A 21,088-nucleotide genomic window follows, 5' to 3' on the forward strand; every position below is an offset into this window, starting at 1 on the left:
GTTTGGCAAAAAAGGGCCCCTACTCCCGAAGTCGATGGGACACTGCCGCTACATTACCTAGGGCAACTCTCCCTTCCGCCACAGGGTTCCCAGCCAGGCGCTAGGGGCGCCGATGCCGATGCCTTTATCGAAGGCGTCGGCCAAGGTGGTGCGGGCGGTCGAATGCCCGGCTTGGGCGGCGGCATAAAGGCGCATCAGGCTGCGCCGCTGTTCGGCGGGGGTTTGATCGCGGGCCAGTTCGCGCTTCGCAAGATCGAATTGAGCATAGGAGACATTGAGATCAGCGGCGGCGGTCAGCGCGTCGAGGCCTGCCGCTCGCACGGATTCGGGGGCTTTGGGAGAGAGGGCTTGATACGCAAAGGCATAGAGGAGCAGTGGATCGCGGGTTTCGGCGGCCTGTTGCAGTAAGCGCCAGCCAAGCTCGATTTCTTCGGGGGAGCCTTTGAGGAGATGGGCGCCGAGCGTGGCTTGGGCGGTTGGGCTGCCGCGCTCGGCACCTTTTTCCAGCAGCGGAAGAATAGGGCGGGGCAGGCAATATTCAGGCACCTGCCAATAAGAACAAATCGTCTCCCGCGATGGCGGCGGCTCCCCCGCTTTCGAGGTAACCATCGCGAAGACAACGACCCGGTTTTGGTAAAAATTGGCCAAATCGGCATAGGCCTCCGCCACATCCCCATCGACGGCCTGTTCCAATAGGGCTTGGCGCTTTTCCTTGGTAAGCGGCGTTATCCCTGGCGCATCGTCGGGCAGGCGGGTGACGGCATAGGCGGCTTCCGCCGATCCAAGCTCGGCGGCGCGCAGCAGGGCGGTTTGCGCGCATTCGGCCATTGCGCTGCGGAGGTCGCCATCAATCACCCCGGTCAGCGGAGACCAGCCGATTTTGTAGAAAAGTCGGGGATTTATCGAGATTTTCGTTTGCCACTTCAGCCGATCTTGAGCGTATTTGGCATCCATGTCCTTCTGATGTTGAAGGAATTTATCCAGGCAGGCAGCGCCACCTTGAGCTAAATCGGCGCGTGCTCGGTCACGGTCTTGCAGCGGGCTGGGGAGATCGAAGATCTGCCCGCGTAGGGCCTTCGGCGACGCATCGCCCGGACTTTTGAGAATGGCTTGGTCAAGATGATCGAGGGCGGCTTTAAGGTCGATGGCGCGCCCATACCCAAAGCGGGCCGCCCCAGCGGCCAGAAGATCGTAATCGCTGCCGAGAGCCTTCTTATGGGTCTCCAGCATTGCCAGCCCTTCCGTCGGCGGGCGCATGGGGAGCTTGCCGGTCAGGCTGCAACTGATAAAGCCTGCACTCTGGATTGGGTGGAAACTCGAGCTATTGTTCGGGGCAAATAATGCTGCTTCGTCGGCCGCAAGGCCGGTCATACAGCGGGTGGCGGCATATGTACGGATGATTAAACCGAAATCGCCGCCGATAGAGGTCGTATCGACCCTGACCTGCGCCATAGAGTTTTGCAAAAGGGTGGCATCAACAAGAAAACCAGCAAAATCCACAAAACCGGGTGCGATTCCCTGATTGATAATGAGAATCTTTCCATACAGTGAACGCAGGGATGGAGAACCAATCCAGCCGACGTTCTTAAAATCGAGAAAGGCAGGAACGCCAAAGCTCCGCAGCGTTTCAATCGGTTTCATGAGGAGTTGGAACGACAGCGCCACCGGCGGCTGATCCGCCTTGCGGAAGGCCGGAAGGAACCGGGCCGCAGCAGCCATTGCCCCGGCTGTATTCTGGGGCAGGCCCGTCCCTTGGTCGAGGGCGACGATCAGGATGTCCAGCCCCTCGGGAAGCTGGGCCTGATACGGGCGGCGCAGCAGGCGCAGGCTTTCAAAGAGATTAGCCTCCACCCCCAAGCCTTGGCGGTAGGCGCGGGAAAGAACGAGATCGCCCAGGGCATCCTCGCGCGGGCGGGCCCAGGCGATGGCCGCACGGGCGAGCTCGTCCCGCCGCCGCAATTCGGTTGCGCCCGCCGTCGCCTCAATCGTCTCAGCGACTCTCTGCAGTGCAGGGCCATAGTTTTGGGCGACAAACTCTTGCAGTTTGGTTTGCTCGGCGGCCCCGCGCAACCGCTCTTGCCCGACAGCACTCAGATAGCGCTGCCAAGCATCGTCTAGCGAATCAGCGGCGGCGGACCCAGTAAGCAGGGCCGCAAGAAAGGCCCCCATGACTGCACACCGCATCCGCTTCCTCCACCACCGATGGTTTTAAAAAGCGGTAGAGAAACTTTCGCTAAAAATCAATCAGGTGACATCCTCATACACCGCCCGCAACCGCGCCCCATGCGCCGCGAACGAATACAGCCCCAGCGCCGTTTCAAAGGCTTTTCCCGCCATCGCGTGCAGCCGTTCGCGGTTTTGGTCGAGGTCGCGCAGGGCGGTGGCGATGGCGTCTGGGCGGGGGGGGATGATGATTCCGGCACCGGCAGCGGCAATATCATCCGCCACGCCAACGGTGGGGGAGAGCAGCACCGGCGTGCCCTGCACCAAGGCTTCGGTGGCGACGAGGCCGAAACATTCGAACTGCGAGGGCACGGCCAGCAGGTCGATGGTGCGCAGGAAGGTCGCTTTCTCCTCCCCGCCAATAAATCCCAGGAAGCTGACGCGATCCTCGATCTTGCGGCGGGCAACGCGGGCGCGTAATTCGTCTTCAAGCGCGCCGCCGCCCGCGATGTGCAGGCGCACGCCGGGGGCTTCGGCGACGGCATCGATCAGCAGCGACAGGTTCTTTTTGGGGTGGAAGCGCCCGAGGAACCCGACCGTCAGCGGCGACCAATCCGGCTCCGGCCCTTGCAGGCGGCGCAGCGGCTGCGGGTCGGTCTCGTCGAACACCGGATGGGGCACGATCTCCGTGCGCGGATAGTCGGCCAGCAGCGAATCGCGCGCCTCGAGGTCGGAGGAGACGATAATCCGGTCGGCCTTGCGCACATACCAGTCGCGCAGCAGCCATTTCGCCCAGCGCAACAGGGTGGAGGAGGCGTTGTTAATGTCGAAGCGCGTTAGGCTTTCGTGCGGCATCAGCACCACGGGCTTGCCGACCGCTTTGGCGGCGCGCACGGCGGCTACCGAGGTCCAGACCCAGCAGGAATGGGTGTGGATCAAATCGTAATAGCCCGCGTGTTTGAACAGCCAAGCGTTGAGTTCGGGGCTGATGCCCCAGCGCACGGCGCGGCGCGATCCGGCGAAGGGGAACGCCCGCACCGTCACCCCCGCCCCGGCAAGCTGGGCAACGGTGGCGCCGATCAGCGGCTCCACCCCCCGTTCGACCGGGTAGAGAAGATCGACCTCCAGCCCTGCCCGGCGGGCGGCAAGACAAACGGAAACCGCCGCCGTGGCCGTTCCCCCGGTGCGCGGATCAAGCCCGCTGGAGACGAAAAGAATACGCATGGCGCGACACTATAGGGGGGCGCCGGGTCGGCTCAAGGGGGGCGGTTCAGTATTTCTGGAGAATCGCGTCATACAGGCCCGAGGCTTTGATCGCCGCCAGCCCTTCGTTAAAATCCTGGGCCAGCGCCGGATCGCGGAAGACGACGCTATAGTTGATGGGCGTGAACAGCAGGTGCTCGCGCACAGGCAGCTTTGTGTCCACGTCCGGTTCGGGATTAGCAATGAAATACTGTAAGATGCGCCGCTCGCCGATAATCAGATCGGTCCGCGCGTTGAACAGCACCCGCACTTGGTTCTGCTGGTTCGCCTCCTCCCGATACATCGGGTTCTGGGCGACGACCGCCGCAAACTCTGGCCCCAACAGCACGCGGGCATTTTGGAAAGCCACGATTGATGGCCTGCTAAGATCGGCAATCTGATCGGCCCGAACCGTCGCATTGGCAAGGGACAGGCCGATATTGTGGTAGGTCAGGTAAGAGGCGCTTAGCGTTCCCTTGACCGGCAGGCTGGCAATCACGGGGGCAGCAGCGTCAATGGCTTCGTTTTGATTAAAGGTCATGACCAGCCGGGCGAAGGGATAGAGCTTTGGCACCAAGCGATGCCCCCGCTCGGCCAGGGCGGCGGCGATGATGTCGTGCTCGATCCCAAGAATACCGTTAGCCGTCGCTTGAACATAGGGTGGGGCTAGGCGCAGGCCAACCGCAACATCCCGGGCAATTGCCGAGAGGGGTAGAAGCAGCATCAGCGCGCCGGTTAGGCCCATTGCGGCAAGTGATGCAGGACGCATGGCGACCCTCCCTGCGGCAGACAGGCCTAAATGCATAGCATTTATTTCTTTTAATGTCATGAATTGATGCAATTTGTTTGTAGGCGAATGGTTGTAACGCTTGGGGGCAGCCTTTAGCCTCTTGCAAATCTCGGCGCAATACCCATTCCGGCACAGGGGCTATTTCTGCCGGGAAACCCCGGCTTTCAAGGCAAAAGCTGCCGGTTTTGCGCTTTCGGCAAACTATGGTAAGCCTGCCGGGCTTTTAAAAGTGAGTTGTGATGTCCGCCGACCGATCCGTGCCGCCCCCCAGCCGCGCGCTGCTGATGCGTTTGATGCGCGAGCATGTCCGCCCCTATTGGCCGCGGTTCCTGCTGGCTGGGCTGATGATGGCGCTGGTGGCGGCCACAACGGCGGCCTTGGCGGAACTCATCCGCCCGGTGCTGGATGGGGTTTTCACGGATAAAGACCGAGGCCTGCTGTGGCAGATCGGCGGGTTGATCTTGGCGACCTTCCTGATCAAAGGGGTGGCGAGCTACGGCGAATCGGTGGTGATGAATACCACGGGCCAGCGGATCATCTCCGATATCCAGCAGCGGCTGTTCGCCCACCTCGTCCATGCCGATCTGGCGTTTTTCCACGCCCATCCGACCGGCACGCTGGTCAGCCGGTTTACCAACGATGTTGGGCTGATGCGCAACCTCGTTTCCTCCACCCTCACCGGTTTGGGTAAGGATGCGCTGGGGGTGATCTTTCTGGTCGCGGTGATGATCCGGCAGGATTGGGTACTGACACTGGTGGCCTTCGTCGGCTTTCCCACCGCAATTCTGCCGATTGCGCGCCTTGGGAAGCGCATGCGCAAGGTTTCGGCCAATACCCAAACGGAAATGGGGCAGTTCACGACCCTGTTGGAACAAGTGTTCATGGGCGCCCGCCACGTTAAATCCTACGCGATGGAAGGCTATGAGACGGGGCGCGCCCAAAGCCTGATCGACCGGCTGCACCGGCTGATCGCCAAAGCCTCGCGCGTGCGCGCGATTTCCAGCCCGGTGATGGAAACCTTCGGCGGGGTCGCCATCGTCGCCGTCATCCTCTACGGCGGCAGTCAGGTGATTGACGGGACGCGTACGACTGGCACCTTCTTCAGCTTCATTACGGCGCTGCTGCTGGCCTATGAGCCGATTAAGCGCCTCGCCAATCTGAATGTGGCGATGCAGGAAGGCCTGGCGGCGGCGGACCGCGTTTTTGCGCTGATCGACACGCCCCCGGCGATTGCCGATGCGCCCGGCGCCAAGCCCTTGCAGGTAACCCAGGGCGAGATTCGCTTTACCGGCGTGCGCTTCCATTACACTGACCCCGAGGCGCCGCAGCTCGACGGTCTTGATCTATTGATCCCGGCAGGCAAGAAGGTGGCGCTGGTCGGCCCGTCCGGCGCGGGGAAATCGACGGTCCTCAATCTTATTCCGCGTTTTTACGAGGTGACGGCGGGCGATATCCGCATCGACGGTCAACCGATCCGCGATGTCACGCTGGCGTCGTTGCGCGGGGCCGTCGGGCTTGTTAGCCAGGAAGTTAGCCTGTTCGACGATAGCGTGCGCGCCAATATCGCCTATGGCCGCCCGGACGCCAGCGAGGCCGAGATTATCCAAGCCGCCAAGGATGCGGCGGCCCATGAGTTCATTCTCGATCTGCCCCAGGGGTACGATACGGTCGTGGGCGAGTTCGGGGTAAAACTCTCCGGCGGGCAGCGCCAACGCCTGTCCATCGCCCGGGCGATGCTGAAGAACGCGCCGATCCTGCTGCTCGACGAGGCGACCAGCGCCCTCGATACCGAATCCGAACGGCTGGTGCAGGCGGCGCTTGACCGGCTGATGCACGGGCGCACCGTGCTGGTGATCGCCCATCGTCTCTCGACCGTGGTCGATGCCGACCTCATCTATGTGCTGGATAAGGGTAAGGTGGCCGAATATGGCGCCCATGCCGGGCTGTTGACTCAGGATGGTCTATATGCCCGGCTACACGCCCTGCAATTTGCGGAAGCCCCGGCATGAGTTTGGGGCGGCTCGTCCGATCCGTTTGGTCCCAGCAGTTCGCCGCGCTGCTGGCGATTGCCTATATCCGCCTCGTCTGGCTGACCAGCCGGGTCGAACGGCAGATGGACCCGGCGGCCGAAGCGCTACTGACCGCTGGGCGCCCCTTCATTGCGGCCTTCTGGCACGGGCGCATTCTGTTGATGCCCTACCATTGGCCGCAGACGGGGGCCTGGGTCTATGTGATGGTCTCGCAGCATCGCGACGGCGAAATCGCGGCCAGGATCGTGCGGCCCTTTGGGATCGAAGCCATTGCCGGCTCGTCCCGTCGCGGCGGGCGCGAGGCTTTGCAGGAGATGGTGCGGCTACTCCAGGCCGGTAAGATCGTCGCCATCACCCCGGATGGGCCGAAGGGGCCGCGTCAGCGGGCGAAATTCGGCGTGGCTTATGCCGCGATTACGGCGCGGGTGCCGGTGGTGCCGATCACCTACGCGGTGAAACATCGCAAAATTCTCGGTTCCTGGGACCGGTTTGTCGTGCCGCTGCCGTTTAATCGGATTCTGCTGCACGCCGGGGCGCCCGTTTCGGTGACCGATCTCAGCATCGAGACGGCGCGCGAACGGATTGAGGCCGCAATGATTGCGCAGTTGACCGCGGCGGATGGCTATTTCGGTCATCTCGCCCCGCCACCGGGACCGCCGCTTGAGTTTGAACCGCGTCCGGCCCCGCCCTCAACACCGAGCGACGAATGAGCCTGCACACTCTCATTCACAGCCCGAGTCGCGCGTTTTTCCGGGAGCTGCCGCCATGCTGAAGAAGCTCATCAAGTCTGACTTCGGGAAGCGGCTGATCGTCTTCATCGCCTATACTTATATCCGCTTCGTTTGGGCGACCAGCCGGGTCGAACGGATTTGTCCGACCGAATCCGAGCCGTTTTTCACAGAAGCCCGCCCCTTTATTTTGGCGTTCTGGCATAGCCGCATTCTGCTGATGCCCTACCATTGGGTGCCGACCGGGCGGAAAATCCATATGCTGATTTCCCAGCATAATGACGGCGAGTTGATCGCCCGCGCCGTTCGGCCCTTCGGGGTGGAATGGGTGCCGGGATCGTCGCGGCGCGGCGGGAAGGAAGCGCTTTATGCGATGATCCGGCTGCTGCGCGGGGGCGATACCATCGGCATCACCCCGGATGGGCCGAAGGGGCCGCGCCAGCGGGTGAAGCCGGGCATCATCCATGTCGCTAAACTCGGGCGGGTGCCGATCCTTCCGGTGACCTATGCCGTCAAACGCCGCTGGGTGGCTGGATCGTGGGACCGGTTCGTCATCGCTTTGCCGTTCAACCGGATTTATCTGACGGTTGGCCAGCCGCTGGATGTGACCGATCTGACGGTGGAGGCGGCCAGTGCGGCGCTGGAGGTGGCGATGAATGACCAGATGGCGGCTGCCGACGCTCATTTCGGCCTCCCTGCAACGCCGCCCGGCGCCCCGTTGACGGGGACGGAGGAGGAGGCGTGAACGCCCCCCGCTTTTGGTTGCGCGATGGGCTGTTACCGCGCCTCTTACAGCCGGTTGCGAGCCGGGTCGCGACGGTCACGGCGCGACGCTTGGCCGCGACCGAGGGGGTTGATCCTGGGTGCCCGGTGATCTGCGTCGGCAATCTGACGGTCGGCGGTCAGGGCAAAACCCCGGTTGTGTTGGCGATCCTGGCGTACCTTCAAGCGAAGGGCCTTACGGCCTTTGCCCTGACGCGCGGCTATGGCGGCAGTCTGCCGGGGCCGGTCTGGGTCGATCCAGCGGAACATTCCGCCGCCGAGGTGGGGGACGAACCTCTGCTGCTGGCGGCGACCGCGCCAACCATCGTTGCCAAGGACCGGGCGGCGGGGGCGCAGGCCGCGCGGGCGGCGGGGGCCCAGGTGATCGTGATGGACGATGGCTTTCAGAACCCCGCCGTGCGCAAACACGTCTCCTTAATCGTCGTCGATGGCGGGGCGGGCTTCGGCAATGGCCGGGTGTTGCCAGCCGGGCCGTTGCGCGAGCCGGTGGCGGCGGGGGTGGCGCGGGCGCAAGCCGTGATCCGCATTGGGGCCGATCGCTGCGGCCTGGCCGCCCATCTCCCTGTGGGGATACCCCTGCTGACGGCGCAGCTCGTGCCCGACGGGGCACTGGCGTGGCGCGGGCGGCGGGTCTTCGCCTTTGCTGGGATCGGGCGCCCGCAGAAGTTTTTCGACACGCTGGCCGGGATCGGGGTGGAGATTGCTGGAACCCGCGCCTTCGCTGATCATCGCCCCTATGCGGCAACCGACCTTGATGCCCTGCGCCGGGATGCCGCCGCTGCGGGGGCCGCATTAGTGACAACGGCCAAGGATTTCGCCCGCTTGCTGCCGGAAGACCGGAGCGGGATAGAGGTTCTGCCGGTTCGGCTGGTCTTCGAGGCGCCCGACGCGCTCGACAGCGTGCTGGCCCCGGTACTGGAGCGGTTGCGATGAGCCGCCCCTTGCTGCGCCGCTGGCTGCGCGACCCGCTGGAAGCCGGGATCGCCTGGGGGCTGTTTGGACTGCTGCGGGCGCTGCCGCTCGATGTCGCCTCCGGCCTCGGTGGGTTTCTTGCCCGCCGTATCGGGCCGCTATTGCCGGTGAACCGCGTCGGCGATGCCAATCTGCGCTTGGCCTTTCCTGAGATGCCCGCCGGGGAGCGCCGCCGCGTGCTGCGCGCCGCCTGGGATAATCTTGGGCGGACCCTGTTCGAATATCCCCATCTCGACCGTATTCTGAACGAGCGGGTGGAGATTGTCGGGATGGCGCATCTCGAAGCCTTCCGCGACGATGGCCGCTGCGGCATCGCCTTTTCCGGCCATATCGCCAATTGGGAAATCATGCCCGCCGCTGCCGGATGGGCGGGGGTGCCGCTGACCAATGTGTATCGCGCGCCGAACAATCCCCGAGTGGATGCGGTCATTCGTCACGCCCGCCGCCTTGCCGGGCCGGATCTGGTGCCGAAGGGCGCGGCGGGGGCGCGGCTGCTGCTGAAAGCGCTGAAGAAGGGCGGGCATTTGGGCCTGCTGGTCGATCAGAAGATGAATGACGGCATTGCCGTGCCCTTCTTCGGCCGTCCGGCCATGACCGCCTCCGCCGTTGCCGATCTGGCGCTGAAGTTCGACGCGGTGCTGCTGGCGGCCCAACCGGTTCGCCTGGGCGGGGCGCGCTTTCGCTTGATGATCATGCCGTTGATCGAACCGAGCAGTTTGGTCAATCCCGCCGCGACCGACAGCCCGCAGGTGCAATTTATGACCCGGATCAATGGGCTACTGGAAAGCTGGATCCGTGCCAATCCGGCGCAATGGCTGTGGTTTCATCGCCGCTGGCCAAAATCTTAATCAAACCGCCGGAATCCGTGCCCCTAATTCTTGACAGGGGGCAGGGGCCTTTTTATGGTGCGCCGCAATTTGCCGGTTCACGTTGGACGGGCGATCAAGAAGGGCCGTGCCTATGACCGGGCCGACAGAGGGGGGAGGCAAGCGCGACGATGATTTCGCGCAGCGCCTCGCATCGCTGGAAGCTGAACGGCAGGGGAAACCCGCCGGAAAACGGAAAGGTAGGGCCGACTTAGGCGTTGGGGCGCGGGTCGGGGTCGATCTTGTGTCTGGCGTGCTGGTCGGGGCCGGTCTTGGGTATGGGATCGACATTTGGTTCGGCACCAAACCCTGGGGCTTGATCGTCTGCTTCATGATGGGCGCGGCGGCTGGGTTTTTGAATGTGTATCGGTTTCTGCAAGGGCAGGATGCGGCGGTCGGTTACCGCAGCAAGGCTTCGCAGACGCCGCCGAAGCGAGAGGAATAGGCAGCATGGCAGGCCCGCTGGCGCAGTTTGAAGTCCATCCGATCGGTCCAGATCTCTCGCTGGCCGGCTTCAATGTGCCGTTCAACAATTCGGCGCTGTTCATGGTCGTGGCCGTGATCCTCGCCACCGGCCTGATGATCGCCGCGACCGCGCGCCAGTCCCTGATCCCCGGCCGCCTTCAGGCGCTGGCGGAAATGGTGCACGGCTTCGTCGCCAATATGGTGCGTGAAAACGCTGGGCATGAAGGGATGAAATATTTCCCCTTCGTCTTCTCGCTGTTTCTATTCGTGCTGCTCGGCAACCTGATCGGCATGGTGCCGTTCACCTTCACCTACACCAGCCATATCATCGTCACCTTCGGGCTGGCGGCGACGGTGTTTGTGACCGTGACCATCATCGCCCTGGCCCGCCACGGGCTGCACTTCTTCGCCTTCTTCTTGCCCGCCGGAACGCCCTGGTGGATGGCCCCCATCGTCATCCCCATCGAAGTTTTGTCGTACTTCGCCCGTCCGGTCAGCCTGTCGATCCGTCTTTTCGCCAACATGATGGCGGGTCACACGATGCTGAAGGTGTTCGGCGGGTTCGCCGTGTCGCTGGGCATCATCGGCGGTTTGGCGCCGCTCGCGCTGATCGTCGCCCTGACCGGGTTCGAAATTCTGGTTGCGCTGCTGCAAGCCTATGTCTTCAGCATCCTGACCTGCCTCTATCTCAAGGACGCGATCGAGCTGCACTAAGCCCGGTCCCGATCTCGAGACGCTGTTCAATCACCACCACCTAAAGTTACCGCGAAGGAACCTAACATGGACGCTCAAGCCGCCAAGTTCATCGGTGCCGGTCTGGCCGTTATCGCCCTGTTCGGCGTCGGCATCGGCCTTGGCAACATCTTCTCGACGCTGATTGCTTCGATCGCCCGCAACCCGGCGGTGGAATCGAACCTGCGCGGCGTCGGTATCCTTGGCTTCGCGCTGACGGAAGCCGTGGCGCTGTTCGCGCTGCTGATCGCCTTCCTGATCCTGTTCTCGTAAGCCTAATCGTTGCTGGTCGGGGCGTGTCGTCTGCGGCGCGCCCCGTCTGTCTATCCAAGATCGAGATTTCTTGATCGGGAAACCCAACTTCGGGGGCTCCAATGCCACAACTGAACCCCGGCGTTTTCCCGATGCAGCTTTTCTGGCTGGCGATCACTTTCGGCCTTCTGCTTGTGCTGATGGCGAAAGTGGCTCTGCCCCGGCTTAGCCGCATTCTGGACGCCCGCAGCAGCCGCATCGACGGTGACATCGCCGCTGCCAAGGCAGCCCGGGCGAGCGCCGAAGAGCTTCAGGCCGCTGTCGAAAAACAATTTGCCGAGGTCAAAGCCTCGGCTGCCGCGCAGCTGAAAGCGGTGCAGGATACCGTTTCGGCGGAAGCCAAGCAGCGCGAAAGCGAGTTGGTGCAGAAACTGTCGGCGGAAACGGCGGCAGCGGAAGCGCGGATCGCATCGGCAAAGGCGGCAGCGCTCGCCAATGTCCGCTCGGTCGCGACCGAAGTTGCGCAAGCGGCGGCGGCGAAGCTGCTGAACGTGCCGGTTTCGGACAGTGACGCCCAGGCGGCAGTTGCCGGAACGCAGGGAGGTCACGCCTAATGGCCACCGAACATCACGGCGGGTTCCTGGCGGACCCTTCGAATTGGGTTGCAATCGGTTTCGTCGTTTTCGTCGCCCTCGCGGGTAAGAAGATGTGGGGCGCGCTGTCGAGCATGCTGGATAAGCATGCCGAGGCCGTGAAGCGCCAGATCGACGAAGCCGCAAGCCTGCGCAAAGAAGCCGAAGACCTGCTGGCAAAAGCCAAAAGCGAATCGGAAAAGGCCAAGGCCGAAGCGACCCGCTTGACGGCGGATGCCCAGGCAGGGGCGGAGCGGCTGCGCGCCGAGCTTCAGTCGGAACTGGAAGCGACCCTGGCGCGTCGCCAAAAGGCTGCGCTGGAAAAGATCGCCCAGGCCGAAGCCTCGGCCTTGGCGGAAGTGAAGGCTGAAACCATCCGCATCGCGATTGAAGCCACGGGCAAGCTGCTGTGGAACAATGCGGGCGGCGCTGGCGCGACCCGCTTGATCGATCAAGCGATTGCCGATCTGCCGAGCCGGTTGAACTAAACAGCCGATCCGGTCGAATGATTAACCCCGGTGCCGCACGGTGCCGGGGTTTTTGTTTAGAGCGTTTTTCGTTCGCTACGGCTCACGTCAAACGCTCTAAACTTCTGTTTTTTCGGCAAATACGTCGTCGCGGGTGGTCCACCCGCTCGGGATTTGCTCTAAAGCCTTAGGCGTTTCGGCCCAGCGCAGCGCGTAGGGCGGGGATCACCGTCGCCTCCACCCACGGGTTCTCCCGCAGCCAACGCCGGTTGCGTGGACTGGGGTGCGGCAGCGGCCAGAGTAACCCATAGTGTGGATGAGGCTGCGGCCCGGTGCGCACTGCTTCGGTGACGGACAGTTTGGCGCGCTCCGGCAGATAGGCCGAGAGGGCATAGCGCCCGAGCAGGATCGTTACCCGCAGATCGGTCAAATGAGCGTGCAGCCGCGCGTGCCATAGCGGCGCGCAAGCCGTGCGCGGCGGGGCGTCGCCGCTGCCGAGCTTGCCGGGGTAGCAGAAGCCCATCGGCGTCAGCGCCACTTGGGCCGGGTCATAGAAGGTCGCGCGGTCCATCCCCAGCCAGCGGCGCAGTGTGTCGCCGCTGGGATCGTTGAAGGGCAGACCGGTGGCATGAACCTTGGTGCCGGGGGCTTGTCCGATGATCAGCAGCCGCGCCGCCGGGCCAAGCTGCACGACGGGGCGCGGCCCCAGGGGCAAATCGGCACAGGCCGCGCAGCCGCGCACGGCGGCCAGCAGACCCGGAAGGTCACTGGCGGTCAAGCAGCGCCTCGACCAGGCGCGGCACAAGCTCGGTCGCCGGGCCGTTCAGCACGCGATGGAACATGCTGGCGCCGTGGGACGGCTCTAGGTTCAATTCCAGGCAATAGGCCCCGTGGGCGCGCGCTTCGGTAACAAAGCCCGCCGCTGGGTAGACAGTGCCAGAGGTGCCGATCGAGATGAACAGCTCGCAGTCAACCAAGGCTTCATAAATCCGGTCCATGCCATAGGGCATTTCGCCGAACCAGACGATATCGGGCCGCCGGGTGCCGATGGCGCTACATTTCGGGCAAACGTCGGCAATCGTCACCGCGCCCGCCTCCTCCCGATTATCACCGCAGGCGGTGCAGCGCACCCGGCGCAGTTCGCCGTGCATATGCAGAAGGCTGCGGCTGCCCGCCCGTTCGTGCAGATCGTCGATATTCTGTGTTACCAAAAACACCGGGCCGCGCCACTCGGCTTCCAGCGCGGCGAGGGCGCGGTGGGCGGCGTTGGGCTGAATGGCAGCCTCGGTCAGTTGGGCGCGGCGGGCGTTGTAGAAATCCTGCACCTGCTGCGGATCGCGGGCATAGCCTTCGGGGGTTGCCACGTCTTCCAGCTTTACCTTGCTCCATACCCCGCCGATATCGCGGAAAGTATCGAGGCCGCTTTCGCGCGAAATACCCGCCCCGGTTAGAACCACGATGGGATCGCCCCGCCGGAAGCGCCAATCAGAAATCATCTTCGGTTTCCCCCAACGGATAGACGGCCTCTTCGCGATAGAAAGGCCCCTCGGCCTGCGACCAACTGGAATAGAGGATGAAGCGGCGGAAGGCCACTGGCGGCAGCCGAAGCGGCGATTGGGCAGCGATCTGGCGCATTAGTGCGCCGACCGGCGGTTTCTTCAACCGCGCCAGGGTAACGTGCGGAATATATTTCTGCGGATCGGGGGCAATGCCGACAAGGCGCAAGGCCGCCTCCACCCGGTCGCGAAGGTCCAGCAGCGCCGGATGCCGCTCTACCCCTACCCACAGCACGCGCGCTGCCTCCCCCTGGCCGAAGGTCTCAAGACCGCTCAAGCCAAGGTCGAGGGGATCGGCGCTGATCCGCGCCAGGGCCGTCGCAATATCCTGGGCGGTGCCGCCATCTACCTCGCCAATAAAGCGCAAGGTGATGTGATAGCTCTCCGGCGGCATCCACCGCGCGCCCGGAATACCGCCGGATAGAAGCGAGAGGCGCATCCGAACTTCCGGCGGCAGCGGTAGGGCGACGAAGAGCCGCAGCATGCCTAGCCCCCCACCGAGACGCGCGCGAGGAAATCCTCGGCGGCGGCCTCCAGGTCGAAGGTGGGGCGGAAGCCGGTTTCCTGCGTCAACCGCCGCGCGTCGAGCGGCGCCCGGTCAGCCAGCAAGGGCAGACGGATGGTCTCGGCGGCAGGATCGGCGGTCAAATCCCAAGTCAGGCCTGGGAAGGCCGGGGCAAGGCGGGCGCACCAGTCGGCAAGGCTCCAGCGCGCGCCGGGGGCCACATGGTACAGCCGATGGGTGAGGCGCGGGGCCGTCAGTAGCGCTTCCAACGCCACGGCCGCATCGGGGGCATAGAGCCAGTCGTTAAGGCCGGGGCGCGGCAGCAGGATCGGCTTGCCCGCCCGGGCGGCGGCCCAGCACTGCCAGGGGGCGGAGAGGGCATCGCGGTGGCCGGTATCATATTCCAACGGGCCGAACAGATCGCTGAGCCGCGCCGTGACCGCATCGAGGCCGGAGAGTTGCGCCAACCGCTCCAGCATCGCTTCCTGCGCCGCCTTGCCGATGGCGGACAGCGTATCGGGGCGCAGGAACCCATCTTCCCGCAGGGGGGTGCTGCCATAGGCCAGGGCGCCGAACACGTTGGCGCTACTGACCAGCACCACCCGGCGCACCAGATGCCGCTGCGCTGCCGTTAGGACGGCCAGTGCCCCCAGGACGGCGACATCCAGGATCTCGCGCGCATCATGGCGTTCGCGCTCTGGCCCAGCAGAGATGGCGGCCATATGGACGATGTGGGTGATGCCGTAATCGCGCAACAGACTGCCAAGGCGTGCCTCGTCCCGAATATCGCCGGGCAGCGGCACCACCGGCCCGGGCAGGGTGGCCAACCGGGCAATCGCCCCCGGCGGCGGCGGGCTAAGGCCGAGCAGCACGGTCCGCACCCCCTGCCCAGCCAAGCGTTCCGCCAGGGTCAACCCCAGAAACCCCGTTCCGCCGGTAATGAGAACCTGCATGCTGCCCCGTCCGGCCTTTGCCTCGAATTCGTCACAGATTTCGGCAGAACGTTAACTTTTCTGAAATCAACCAAAGTTAACGTGAAGTCTCTACGACGCCTTATCCTGCGTCACAGTATCTGAAGGGGGGCCGACCCTAGCGGTCCCCCTTCGGATAATCCTCTGAAAAATCAGTGGGTCTTCTGAAACCGCCAGACGGCGGCGGGCGGAACATTCGCCCAAATACGCCCAAGGCGCGTGCCGCGAATGTTCAGGCTGGGGTCGCGCAGCGGGCTGAACGGCGGATAGGTATATTGAATGAAGTTGCCCTGCGGCTTCATGACCGCGAAAGCGGCTTCCACGATGGATTTCTGCACGCTTTTCGGCATCGGGCGGATCGGCAGGCTGGAGACGACCGAGGCGATACGCCCAACGCGGTGGGCGGGCAGCAGCTCGGGTAGTTTTGCGGCATCGCCCTGGAGGATTTCGACGCCGGGGAAGCGCTTGCGCAGATACTCGGCGAGGCGTGGGTCGAGTTCGACGACATAAAGCGCGTCGCGCGGCACCCCGGCTTCCAGCAGCGCCGCCGTCACGACGCCGGTACCCGCGCCAATTTCCACAATCGCCTCGCCGGGCGACAGGCGAATCTGCTTTGCCATCAAGCGGGCGAGCGCGGAGGAGGAGGGGAGAACGGCGCCGATCCGCGTGGGATTATCGACCATAGACCGCAGAAACACGAAAATACCGTGGGCAGAGCGCATCGGGGGGTTTTCTCTCTGTTGCTGCCGTGAACGAAGCGTAACACTTCCTTCAGTTTAGGGTCACACTGTGGCGATGACGTGACGGCGGGGCAAGAGGGAAGCGGTTAATGCTCATCGGTCGCTCGGCTGTCGGCTGGCAGTCCGTCTTGTATTTCCCCCCTAATCGGCTTACCTCCTGTCGCCAAGAGTAGCCGAAAGGAAAATGCGATGAGCGTGAAACTGGCCGTGGTCGGGGCGACCGGATCGGTGGGGCGGGAAATTTTGGTCAGCTTGGCGGAAGCCGATCTGGTGCCCGCTGCTAATGTCGTCGCGCTGGCCTCCGACCGATCGGTCGGTAGCGAGGTTTCCTTCGGCGAGGATGATGATCTGACCGTCCAGGCGTTGAATGGCTTCGACTTTGCTGGGATCGATTATGCGTTTTTCGCCATCGACGCCCGCACGGCGAAGAAGGAAGTGAAGCGCGCGGTGGAGGCCGGGGCGATGGTGATCGATTGTTCCGACGCTTTCCGCCTGGAACCCGGCGTGCCGCTGGTGGTGCCGGGGGTGAATGACGCCGCCCTGGGGCAGATGAAAAAGAATATCTGCGCTAATCCCTCCGCCCTCGCCATTCTGCTTGCCTGTGTGCTGAAGCCCCTACAGGCAGCGGTGCCGATCAAGCGCGTTGTCGTCTCCTCCTACCAGCCGGTTTCCGGCGCGGGGCGGCAAGCGATGGACGAGCTGTTCACCCAAACGCGCGGCGTTTATGTGAATGATCTTCCGACCAAGGAACATTTTCCGAAGCAGATCGCCTTCAACGTCATTCCCCAGGTCGGGGCCTTCGAAAGCGATGGGTATACCGAGGAAGAGGCGACCCTGGCGGGGGAAACCCGCAAGCTCGTTGGCCCCGACATCGCCCTAACGGCCACCTGCGTCCGCGTGCCGGTGTTCATCGGGCAGGCCGCCGCAGTGACGGTGGAGTTCGAGGGGGCCCTAACGGCGACCGCCGCGCGCGATCTCTGGAAGAAAACCCCGGGCCTCTCGGTCATCGACCACCGGGCCGACGAAGGCTATGTCACCCCGGTCGAATCGGCGGGCGATGATTTGGTCTTCGTCTCCCGCATTCGCGACGATAAAACCGTGCCGCATGGCATCAGCTTCTGGTGCGTCACCGACAATACCCGCAAGGGCGGCGGGCTGAACGCTGTGCAAATTCTGGAAAGCCTACTGAAGGCGCGGAAGAAGAAGTAATTGGGGTGTGTCCCATTGGGTGGTACAATAGGCTATCTAGTGGGGCGTTAGATGATTGTCGGATTTCGGGATGGGTGGCTGCGGGCATTCTTTGTGGAAGATATCCGCGTGCGTGCCATTCCATCCGACCTTGAGAACCGGCTGTTTCGCAAGCTTCAGATGATTGACGATGCGACAACCGATCAGGATCTGCGGGTGCCGCCGATTAATCATTTCGAGAGACTGAGGGGAATCCTCGACGGCGATCACTCCATTCGGGTGAATCAGCAATGGCGGCTGATCTTTCGATGGAACAGCGACAGGGGCGAGGCTTCGGACCTCTACTTAGACAATCATAGCTATCGGTGAAGGGCCATGCTGACGACAGCGCGCAAGCCGGCATCGGTCGGCGAAATTCTGGTGGAAGAGTGTATGGTGCCCCTCGGGCTGACGCAAACCGCCTTGGCTGCGGCAATGGGCGTGCCCCGCAAGCATGTGAACGAATTATGCCATAATCGTCGCAGCGTAACGGCGCCGACCGCTCTCATCCTCGCACGGGTCTTCGGCAATTCGGCCGACTTCTGGCTGAATGTTCAGCGCCGCACCGACCTTTGGTTAGCGCTGCATTCCCCGGAGGAGCGGGCGCGGATCGAGCGGGCCAGACCTTTATCGCCCGCTGCCGCATAAAGCGCTTGATCTAGAGCGCGCTCTAAGCGCTATCGACAGCAGCGTTGAACGGAAGGACGGTCGATGAAAATCGGGGAACTTGCCGCGCGCTGTGGTCTGTCGGTGCATACCCTGCGCTATTATGAACGCATCGGCCTACTGCCCCGCGCAGATCGGGACAGCGGCCAGCGGCGCGATTATGATAGCGGCATCTTGGTCTGGCTCGGGTTCCTCGGGCGGTTGAAGACCACTGGGATGTCGATCCAGAAGATGCTGGCCTATGCCCGCCTGCGGGCGGCGGGGCCGGGAACCTCGGCGGCGCGGCGGGAGATGCTGATCGCGCACCGCGCCGAGGTTGCGGCCAAGATCGCCGATCTTACCGACTGCCTGACCGTTCTGGACCGCAAGATCGCGGATTATACCGCCGCGCTTGCCGAACAGGAGATCGGCCATGACCCCGACCCATGCCCAGGACTATCGCTATCCCCTCGGCCTCGCCCGGTTGACCGAAATTGACGGCGCCGCCGGAGAGGCTGTTATCGCCGCGCTGGCCGATATTGCCCCGGATTTGGCGACGGCCATCATCCAGTTCGGCTTTGGCGAAATCTACAGCCGCCCCGGCCTAAGCCTGCGAGATCGGGAGATTGCGACCATCGCCGCGCTGACCGCGATGGGCACGGCCACGCCGCAGCTTAAAGTGCATTTGCACGGCGGCTTGAACGTCGGACTAAGCCGCGCGGAGATTACCGAGGTGATCTTCCAAATGGCGCTTTATGCCGGTTTCCCCGCTGCGCTCAACGGCATGTTCGCAGCGAAGGAGGTTTTTGCTGACCGCGGGGTGTGATCACCCCGCCGACGGCACCCGGCTTGGCTTCTCGGTTGCCGTCACTTCCTGGGCGGCAATTTGGCTCGCGACCCGGCTGGGGGCAGCAACGTCCATCACCACCAGCTTGCCTTTGCCAGCGGCATGGACGATAGCATCCAGCCGGTTGAACTCGACCAATTGCTCCATCAGTTTTTCTGGGTTCACGCGGGCCGCATGTAGGGTTTCGGCATTGTCGCGCAGCAGGGCGACATAGCCGTTGAAGATGAGGGCGCGCGCTTCGGAAATCCCTTGGGCTTGGCGGATCATATAAGCGGCGTCTGCCTCTGCCTCGCCCCGGCGGCGGATCAGCGTAGCATGGGCTTCGAACTGGGCGGCTTCCTGTTCCCGCGCGGCGCTGGCGACCTTATCGAAGGACCGCTGCACCTCCTCCGACACATGGGGCGCGCCGACGGTGATGTTCTGAATCTGATAACCGAAGCTCGCAAACCGTTCCGCTACTTGGGCTTCGATCTGCTGGCCCAATCCGTGGCTTTCTTCGTACAGTTCAGCGCTGGTCTTATTGCCGGTGACGGAGCGCATGGCATCCATCACGAAGCCCGCCAGCATCTCTTCGACCCGATCGACCGTATAGGCCGCCGCGACGATGGCTTCGGGTTTATTGGTAACGGCGGTCTGCACGTTCGCAGCCAGGGTCATGAACAGATTATCCTTCGAGCGGATCTGCTGTTCGACGGCGATGGAATAGACGCGGAAGTTGATCTTTCGATCGACCACTTCGAAAGGGGGCGGCAGTTTGATGTTCAGCCCCGCCTGGGCGGTGCGCACGAATTTGCCAAAGCGCGCGATGGTCCGCACTTCGTTCTGCGGCACTTGGAAGATCATCATCGGCAGCAGAAGGATCAGCAGCACCAGCGGAATGACGAGCGCGGGGTTCAGATCAAAGGGCATGACGGCACCATTAGGGCGAAGGAGGCCCCCACCATAGCCTAAAACGCCGCTACAGCCACCCTTTGCGGCGCAACCACCAATAGGGGACGAGGGCCGAAATCAACATCAGCAGCAGCGAGAAGGGATAGCCCCAGGCCCATTTAAGCTCCGGCATGCCGTCGAAGTTCATGCCGTAGATCGCCCCCACAAGCGTCGGCGGCAGGAACAGCACGGCGACGATGGAAAAGACCTTCACGATCTGGTTTTGCGCCAGGGTAATTAGCCCCAGGGTCGCTTCGTGCAGATAGGTGATTTCTTCCGACATCTGCCCTTCGAAGGTCGTGAGGGACCGAATATCGCGCAGCACTAAATTAAGGCGCGTGTGGCAGTCGGTGGTCAGGCGCGGGCCGGTATGTTCGGCCAGGAAAGGGATCAGCCGCTCAAAGCTCAGCAAGCTTTCGCGCAGCAGGGTGCCGATGCGGCGTTTGCGCCCCAGGCGGCGCAGCAGGGCTTGCATCTGCTCTTCGGATGGGCGGCGGCGGTTCGTATCTTCGTCCTTAAAGAACAGCCGCAGCGAGACATCATCGAGATCGGCAGCCACCTGTTCCAACACATCGGCGGCGCGTTCCAGAATGGCTTCGAGCAGCCCAACGAGCAAAGTGTCCGCCGCCGCTTCGTCGGTCGGCAGATGTTGGGCGCGGTCGATGAATTGGCGGAAGGGCAGCGGATCGATATAGCGGACGCTGACCAAGGTGGTCGCGGTCAACACGAAGGTCACGCGGGAGCGGATAGGCCGCCCCTCGCTAACGCCGGTAATGACCACGGCGGTCATGACCAGCGCGCCATTGTCGCGGTACAGCCGGGCGGATTCTTCCACCGGGCGGCGGTCTTCGGCGGTGGGAATGGCGACGCCGACCAAGGCTTCGACCGCCTGTTCCTCCTCCAGCGTGGGAGTGCGAAGGTCGATCCAGCGGGCTAGGCGGCTGTCGGCGGGAAGGTCGGGAAGCGCGGCAAGCCGGTTCCCGACAAGACCATAAGCGGTCAGCATAAAAGGAAAAGGCGCCGTTACCGCGGCGCCATTACCATAATCATCTGACGGCCTTCCATCTTGGGCATCTGTTCTACCTTGGCGATGGCCTCAAGATCGTCGCGCACACGGATAAGGACTTGCATCCCCAGTTCCTGATGCGCCAATTCACGGCCGCGGAAGCGCAGGGTAACCTTTACCTTGTCGCCTTCCTCGATGAATTTTACCATCGCCCGCATTTTGACGGCGTAATCATTGTCGTCGATCATCGGGCGAAGTTTAATTTCCTTCACTTCGATGATCTTCTGCTTCTTGCGGGCTTCGGCCTTACGCTTCTGTTCTTCGAACTTAAACTTGCCGTAGTCCAGAATCTTACAGACGGGCGGCACGGCTTGCGCCGCGACTTCCACCAGGTCCATCCCGGCGTCTTCGGCCCGTTCCAGCGCCTCGCGCAGCGATACAACGCCAACCATCTCGCCATCGGCGGCAACGAGGCGCACCTGCATCGAGTTGATTTCGTCATTGATGCGGGGCCCGTCGCGGGTCGGCACCATGTCTTG

At 63.2% G+C, this 21,088-nt stretch carries 26 protein-coding genes; 15 read left to right on the forward strand and 11 right to left on the reverse strand.

What is annotated here, in order from left to right; genetic code table 11:
• Positions 1–57 precede the first annotated feature (57 nt).
• The 3 genes from CHR90_RS13370 to CHR90_RS13380 form a co-directional block, all read right to left on the reverse strand.
• Positions 58–2,169, reverse strand: coding sequence for an SEL1-like repeat protein (locus CHR90_RS13370; RefSeq protein ID WP_141210956.1), 2,112 nt, complete (start codon positions 2,167–2,169; stop codon positions 58–60).
• 75 nt (positions 2,170–2,244) lie between these two features.
• Positions 2,245–3,387, reverse strand: coding sequence for a glycosyltransferase family 4 protein (locus CHR90_RS13375; protein ID WP_094409516.1), 1,143 nt, complete (start codon positions 3,385–3,387; stop codon positions 2,245–2,247).
• A gap of 46 nt (positions 3,388–3,433) precedes the next feature.
• The gene (locus tag CHR90_RS13380) at positions 3,434–4,174 is read right to left on the reverse strand and encodes a substrate-binding periplasmic protein (RefSeq protein WP_170941408.1); all 741 of its coding nucleotides are present in this window, start codon (positions 4,172–4,174) and stop codon (positions 3,434–3,436) included.
• 260 nt (positions 4,175–4,434) lie between these two features.
• On the opposite strand from CHR90_RS13380, the gene msbA reads away from it, so the two are divergent.
• From msbA to CHR90_RS13430, 10 genes are all read left to right on the forward strand, one after another.
• Positions 4,435–6,204, forward strand: a complete 1,770-nt coding sequence (gene msbA, locus CHR90_RS13385; protein WP_094409518.1) for a lipid A export permease/ATP-binding protein MsbA — start codon at positions 4,435–4,437, stop codon at positions 6,202–6,204.
• A complete protein-coding gene (locus CHR90_RS13390; protein ID WP_094409519.1) occupies positions 6,201–6,935 on the forward strand; it encodes a lysophospholipid acyltransferase family protein in 735 nt (244 codons plus the stop codon). The genes msbA and CHR90_RS13390 overlap by 4 nt, the downstream gene beginning before the upstream one ends.
• A 55-nt stretch (positions 6,936–6,990) precedes the next feature.
• Positions 6,991–7,698, forward strand: coding sequence for a lysophospholipid acyltransferase family protein (locus CHR90_RS13395; protein ID WP_094409520.1), 708 nt, complete (start codon positions 6,991–6,993; stop codon positions 7,696–7,698).
• Positions 7,695–8,669 carry a tetraacyldisaccharide 4'-kinase gene (gene lpxK, locus CHR90_RS13400; RefSeq protein ID WP_094409521.1) on the forward strand — a complete coding sequence of 325 codons (975 nt, stop codon included), beginning with the start codon at positions 7,695–7,697 and terminating at the stop codon, positions 8,667–8,669. The genes CHR90_RS13395 and lpxK overlap by 4 nt, the downstream gene beginning before the upstream one ends.
• Entirely contained in the window at positions 8,666–9,556 is an 891-nt protein-coding gene (locus CHR90_RS13405; protein WP_094409522.1) for a lysophospholipid acyltransferase family protein, read from the forward strand. Before lpxK ends, CHR90_RS13405 begins: the two co-directional genes overlap by 4 nt.
• A 112-nt stretch (positions 9,557–9,668) precedes the next feature.
• On the forward strand, positions 9,669–10,019 hold the full coding sequence (locus CHR90_RS13410) for an AtpZ/AtpI family protein (protein ID WP_094409523.1): 351 nt from the start codon (positions 9,669–9,671) through the stop codon (positions 10,017–10,019).
• A gap of 5 nt (positions 10,020–10,024) precedes the next feature.
• Complete coding sequence (locus CHR90_RS13415) at positions 10,025–10,753, forward strand: F0F1 ATP synthase subunit A (protein WP_094409524.1); 729 nt, start codon at positions 10,025–10,027, stop codon at positions 10,751–10,753.
• A 66-nt stretch (positions 10,754–10,819) separates the two neighbouring features.
• Positions 10,820–11,044: an ATP synthase subunit C family protein gene (locus CHR90_RS13420; protein WP_094409525.1), complete on the forward strand. Its 225-nt coding sequence runs from the start codon at positions 10,820–10,822 to the stop codon at positions 11,042–11,044.
• A gap of 101 nt (positions 11,045–11,145) precedes the next feature.
• Entirely contained in the window at positions 11,146–11,637 is a 492-nt protein-coding gene (locus tag CHR90_RS13425) for a F0F1 ATP synthase subunit B family protein (RefSeq protein ID WP_094409526.1), read from the forward strand.
• Positions 11,637–12,143, forward strand: a complete 507-nt coding sequence (locus CHR90_RS13430; RefSeq protein WP_094409527.1) for a F0F1 ATP synthase subunit B family protein — start codon at positions 11,637–11,639, stop codon at positions 12,141–12,143. The genes CHR90_RS13425 and CHR90_RS13430 overlap by 1 nt, the downstream gene beginning before the upstream one ends.
• Before the next feature lie 166 nt (positions 12,144–12,309).
• Here the strand turns inward: CHR90_RS13430 and CHR90_RS13435 are convergent, their stop codons facing one another.
• The 5 genes from CHR90_RS13435 to CHR90_RS13455 form a co-directional block, all read right to left on the reverse strand.
• Positions 12,310–12,900, reverse strand: coding sequence for a uracil-DNA glycosylase family protein (locus tag CHR90_RS13435; RefSeq protein ID WP_094409528.1), 591 nt, complete (start codon positions 12,898–12,900; stop codon positions 12,310–12,312).
• Positions 12,887–13,618 carry an NAD-dependent deacylase gene (locus tag CHR90_RS13440; protein ID WP_094409529.1) on the reverse strand — a complete coding sequence of 244 codons (732 nt, stop codon included), beginning with the start codon at positions 13,616–13,618 and terminating at the stop codon, positions 12,887–12,889. Before CHR90_RS13440 ends, CHR90_RS13435 begins: the two co-directional genes overlap by 14 nt.
• On the reverse strand, positions 13,608–14,162 hold the full coding sequence (gene thpR, locus CHR90_RS13445; protein ID WP_094409530.1) for an RNA 2',3'-cyclic phosphodiesterase: 555 nt from the start codon (positions 14,160–14,162) through the stop codon (positions 13,608–13,610). Before thpR ends, CHR90_RS13440 begins: the two co-directional genes overlap by 11 nt.
• Before the next feature lie 2 nt (positions 14,163–14,164).
• Positions 14,165–15,136 carry an NAD-dependent epimerase/dehydratase family protein gene (locus CHR90_RS13450; protein ID WP_094409531.1) on the reverse strand — a complete coding sequence of 324 codons (972 nt, stop codon included), beginning with the start codon at positions 15,134–15,136 and terminating at the stop codon, positions 14,165–14,167.
• Between the two features lie 170 nt (positions 15,137–15,306).
• Positions 15,307–15,876, reverse strand: coding sequence for a class I SAM-dependent methyltransferase (locus CHR90_RS13455; protein ID WP_094409532.1), 570 nt, complete (start codon positions 15,874–15,876; stop codon positions 15,307–15,309).
• Positions 15,877–16,083: 207 nt separating this feature from the next.
• Here CHR90_RS13455 and CHR90_RS13460 point away from each other — a divergent pair, with 207 nt between their 5' ends.
• The 5 genes from CHR90_RS13460 to CHR90_RS13480 all read left to right on the forward strand — a co-directional run bounded on the left by CHR90_RS13460 (position 16,084) and on the right by CHR90_RS13480 (position 18,592).
• On the forward strand, positions 16,084–17,103 hold the full coding sequence (locus CHR90_RS13460) for an aspartate-semialdehyde dehydrogenase (RefSeq protein ID WP_094409533.1): 1,020 nt from the start codon (positions 16,084–16,086) through the stop codon (positions 17,101–17,103).
• A 51-nt stretch (positions 17,104–17,154) separates the two neighbouring features.
• Positions 17,155–17,451, forward strand: coding sequence for a type II toxin-antitoxin system RelE/ParE family toxin (locus tag CHR90_RS13465; protein ID WP_094409534.1), 297 nt, complete (start codon positions 17,155–17,157; stop codon positions 17,449–17,451).
• A 6-nt stretch (positions 17,452–17,457) separates the two neighbouring features.
• Complete coding sequence (locus CHR90_RS13470; RefSeq protein WP_094409535.1) at positions 17,458–17,769, forward strand: HigA family addiction module antitoxin; 312 nt, start codon at positions 17,458–17,460, stop codon at positions 17,767–17,769.
• Between the two features lie 63 nt (positions 17,770–17,832).
• Positions 17,833–18,264 (forward strand): MerR family transcriptional regulator, encoded by a 432-nt coding sequence (locus tag CHR90_RS13475; RefSeq protein ID WP_094409536.1) that lies wholly within the window; start codon positions 17,833–17,835, stop codon positions 18,262–18,264.
• Positions 18,200–18,592, forward strand: coding sequence for a carboxymuconolactone decarboxylase family protein (locus tag CHR90_RS13480; RefSeq protein WP_094409537.1), 393 nt, complete (start codon positions 18,200–18,202; stop codon positions 18,590–18,592). The genes CHR90_RS13475 and CHR90_RS13480 overlap by 65 nt, the downstream gene beginning before the upstream one ends.
• Here the strand turns inward: CHR90_RS13480 and CHR90_RS13485 are convergent, their stop codons facing one another.
• The 3 genes from CHR90_RS13485 to infC are packed head-to-tail and all read right to left on the reverse strand — an operon-like array spanning position 18,593 to position 21,082.
• A complete protein-coding gene (locus CHR90_RS13485) occupies positions 18,593–19,522 on the reverse strand; it encodes an SPFH domain-containing protein (protein ID WP_094409538.1) in 930 nt (309 codons plus the stop codon). It abuts the gene before it with no gap.
• A gap of 49 nt (positions 19,523–19,571) precedes the next feature.
• Positions 19,572–20,549 carry a magnesium transporter CorA family protein gene (locus tag CHR90_RS13490; RefSeq protein WP_094409539.1) on the reverse strand — a complete coding sequence of 326 codons (978 nt, stop codon included), beginning with the start codon at positions 20,547–20,549 and terminating at the stop codon, positions 19,572–19,574.
• Positions 20,550–20,566: 17 nt separating this feature from the next.
• Positions 20,567–21,082, reverse strand: coding sequence for a translation initiation factor IF-3 (gene infC, locus CHR90_RS13495; protein WP_094409540.1), 516 nt, complete (start codon positions 21,080–21,082; stop codon positions 20,567–20,569).
• Between the last annotated feature and the right edge of the window lie 6 nt (positions 21,083–21,088).

Origin of the sequence: Elstera cyanobacteriorum (assembly GCF_002251735.1) — a bacterium.
Classification (GTDB): Bacteria; Pseudomonadota; Alphaproteobacteria; order Elsterales; family Elsteraceae; genus Elstera; species Elstera cyanobacteriorum.

Excerpts from the sequence above, each read along its gene's own strand:
- thpR (WP_094409530.1), bottom strand. The coding sequence starts at position 14,162 with ATGCTGCGGCTCTTCGTCGCCCTACCGCTGCCGCCGGAAGTTCGGATG.
- CHR90_RS13475 (WP_094409536.1), top strand. The coding sequence starts at position 17,833 with ATGAAAATCGGGGAACTTGCCGCGCGCTGTGGTCTGTCGGTGCATACC.
- CHR90_RS13380 (WP_170941408.1), bottom strand. The coding sequence starts at position 4,174 with ATGCGTCCTGCATCACTTGCCGCAATGGGCCTAACCGGCGCGCTGATG.
- CHR90_RS13425 (WP_094409526.1), top strand. The coding sequence starts at position 11,146 with ATGCCACAACTGAACCCCGGCGTTTTCCCGATGCAGCTTTTCTGGCTG.
- CHR90_RS13450 (WP_094409531.1), bottom strand. The coding sequence starts at position 15,136 with ATGCAGGTTCTCATTACCGGCGGAACGGGGTTTCTGGGGTTGACCCTG.
- CHR90_RS13430 (WP_094409527.1), top strand. The coding sequence starts at position 11,637 with ATGGCCACCGAACATCACGGCGGGTTCCTGGCGGACCCTTCGAATTGG.
- CHR90_RS13390 (WP_094409519.1), top strand. The coding sequence starts at position 6,201 with ATGAGTTTGGGGCGGCTCGTCCGATCCGTTTGGTCCCAGCAGTTCGCC.
- CHR90_RS13470 (WP_094409535.1), top strand. The coding sequence starts at position 17,458 with ATGCTGACGACAGCGCGCAAGCCGGCATCGGTCGGCGAAATTCTGGTG.
- CHR90_RS13440 (WP_094409529.1), bottom strand. The coding sequence starts at position 13,618 with ATGATTTCTGATTGGCGCTTCCGGCGGGGCGATCCCATCGTGGTTCTA.
- CHR90_RS13490 (WP_094409539.1), bottom strand. The coding sequence starts at position 20,549 with ATGCTGACCGCTTATGGTCTTGTCGGGAACCGGCTTGCCGCGCTTCCC.
- infC (WP_094409540.1), bottom strand. The coding sequence starts at position 21,082 with ATGGTGCCGACCCGCGACGGGCCCCGCATCAATGACGAAATCAACTCG.
- CHR90_RS13420 (WP_094409525.1), top strand. The coding sequence starts at position 10,820 with ATGGACGCTCAAGCCGCCAAGTTCATCGGTGCCGGTCTGGCCGTTATC.
- CHR90_RS13370 (WP_141210956.1), bottom strand. The coding sequence starts at position 2,169 with ATGGGGGCCTTTCTTGCGGCCCTGCTTACTGGGTCCGCCGCCGCTGAT.
- CHR90_RS13465 (WP_094409534.1), top strand. The coding sequence starts at position 17,155 with ATGATTGTCGGATTTCGGGATGGGTGGCTGCGGGCATTCTTTGTGGAA.
- CHR90_RS13415 (WP_094409524.1), top strand. The coding sequence starts at position 10,025 with ATGGCAGGCCCGCTGGCGCAGTTTGAAGTCCATCCGATCGGTCCAGAT.
- CHR90_RS13485 (WP_094409538.1), bottom strand. The coding sequence starts at position 19,522 with ATGCCCTTTGATCTGAACCCCGCGCTCGTCATTCCGCTGGTGCTGCTG.
- CHR90_RS13480 (WP_094409537.1), top strand. The coding sequence starts at position 18,200 with ATGACCCCGACCCATGCCCAGGACTATCGCTATCCCCTCGGCCTCGCC.
- CHR90_RS13410 (WP_094409523.1), top strand. The coding sequence starts at position 9,669 with ATGACCGGGCCGACAGAGGGGGGAGGCAAGCGCGACGATGATTTCGCG.
- CHR90_RS13460 (WP_094409533.1), top strand. The coding sequence starts at position 16,084 with ATGAGCGTGAAACTGGCCGTGGTCGGGGCGACCGGATCGGTGGGGCGG.
- CHR90_RS13405 (WP_094409522.1), top strand. The coding sequence starts at position 8,666 with ATGAGCCGCCCCTTGCTGCGCCGCTGGCTGCGCGACCCGCTGGAAGCC.
- msbA (WP_094409518.1), top strand. The coding sequence starts at position 4,435 with ATGTCCGCCGACCGATCCGTGCCGCCCCCCAGCCGCGCGCTGCTGATG.
- CHR90_RS13395 (WP_094409520.1), top strand. The coding sequence starts at position 6,991 with ATGCTGAAGAAGCTCATCAAGTCTGACTTCGGGAAGCGGCTGATCGTC.
- CHR90_RS13375 (WP_094409516.1), bottom strand. The coding sequence starts at position 3,387 with ATGCGTATTCTTTTCGTCTCCAGCGGGCTTGATCCGCGCACCGGGGGA.
- CHR90_RS13455 (WP_094409532.1), bottom strand. The coding sequence starts at position 15,876 with ATGCGCTCTGCCCACGGTATTTTCGTGTTTCTGCGGTCTATGGTCGAT.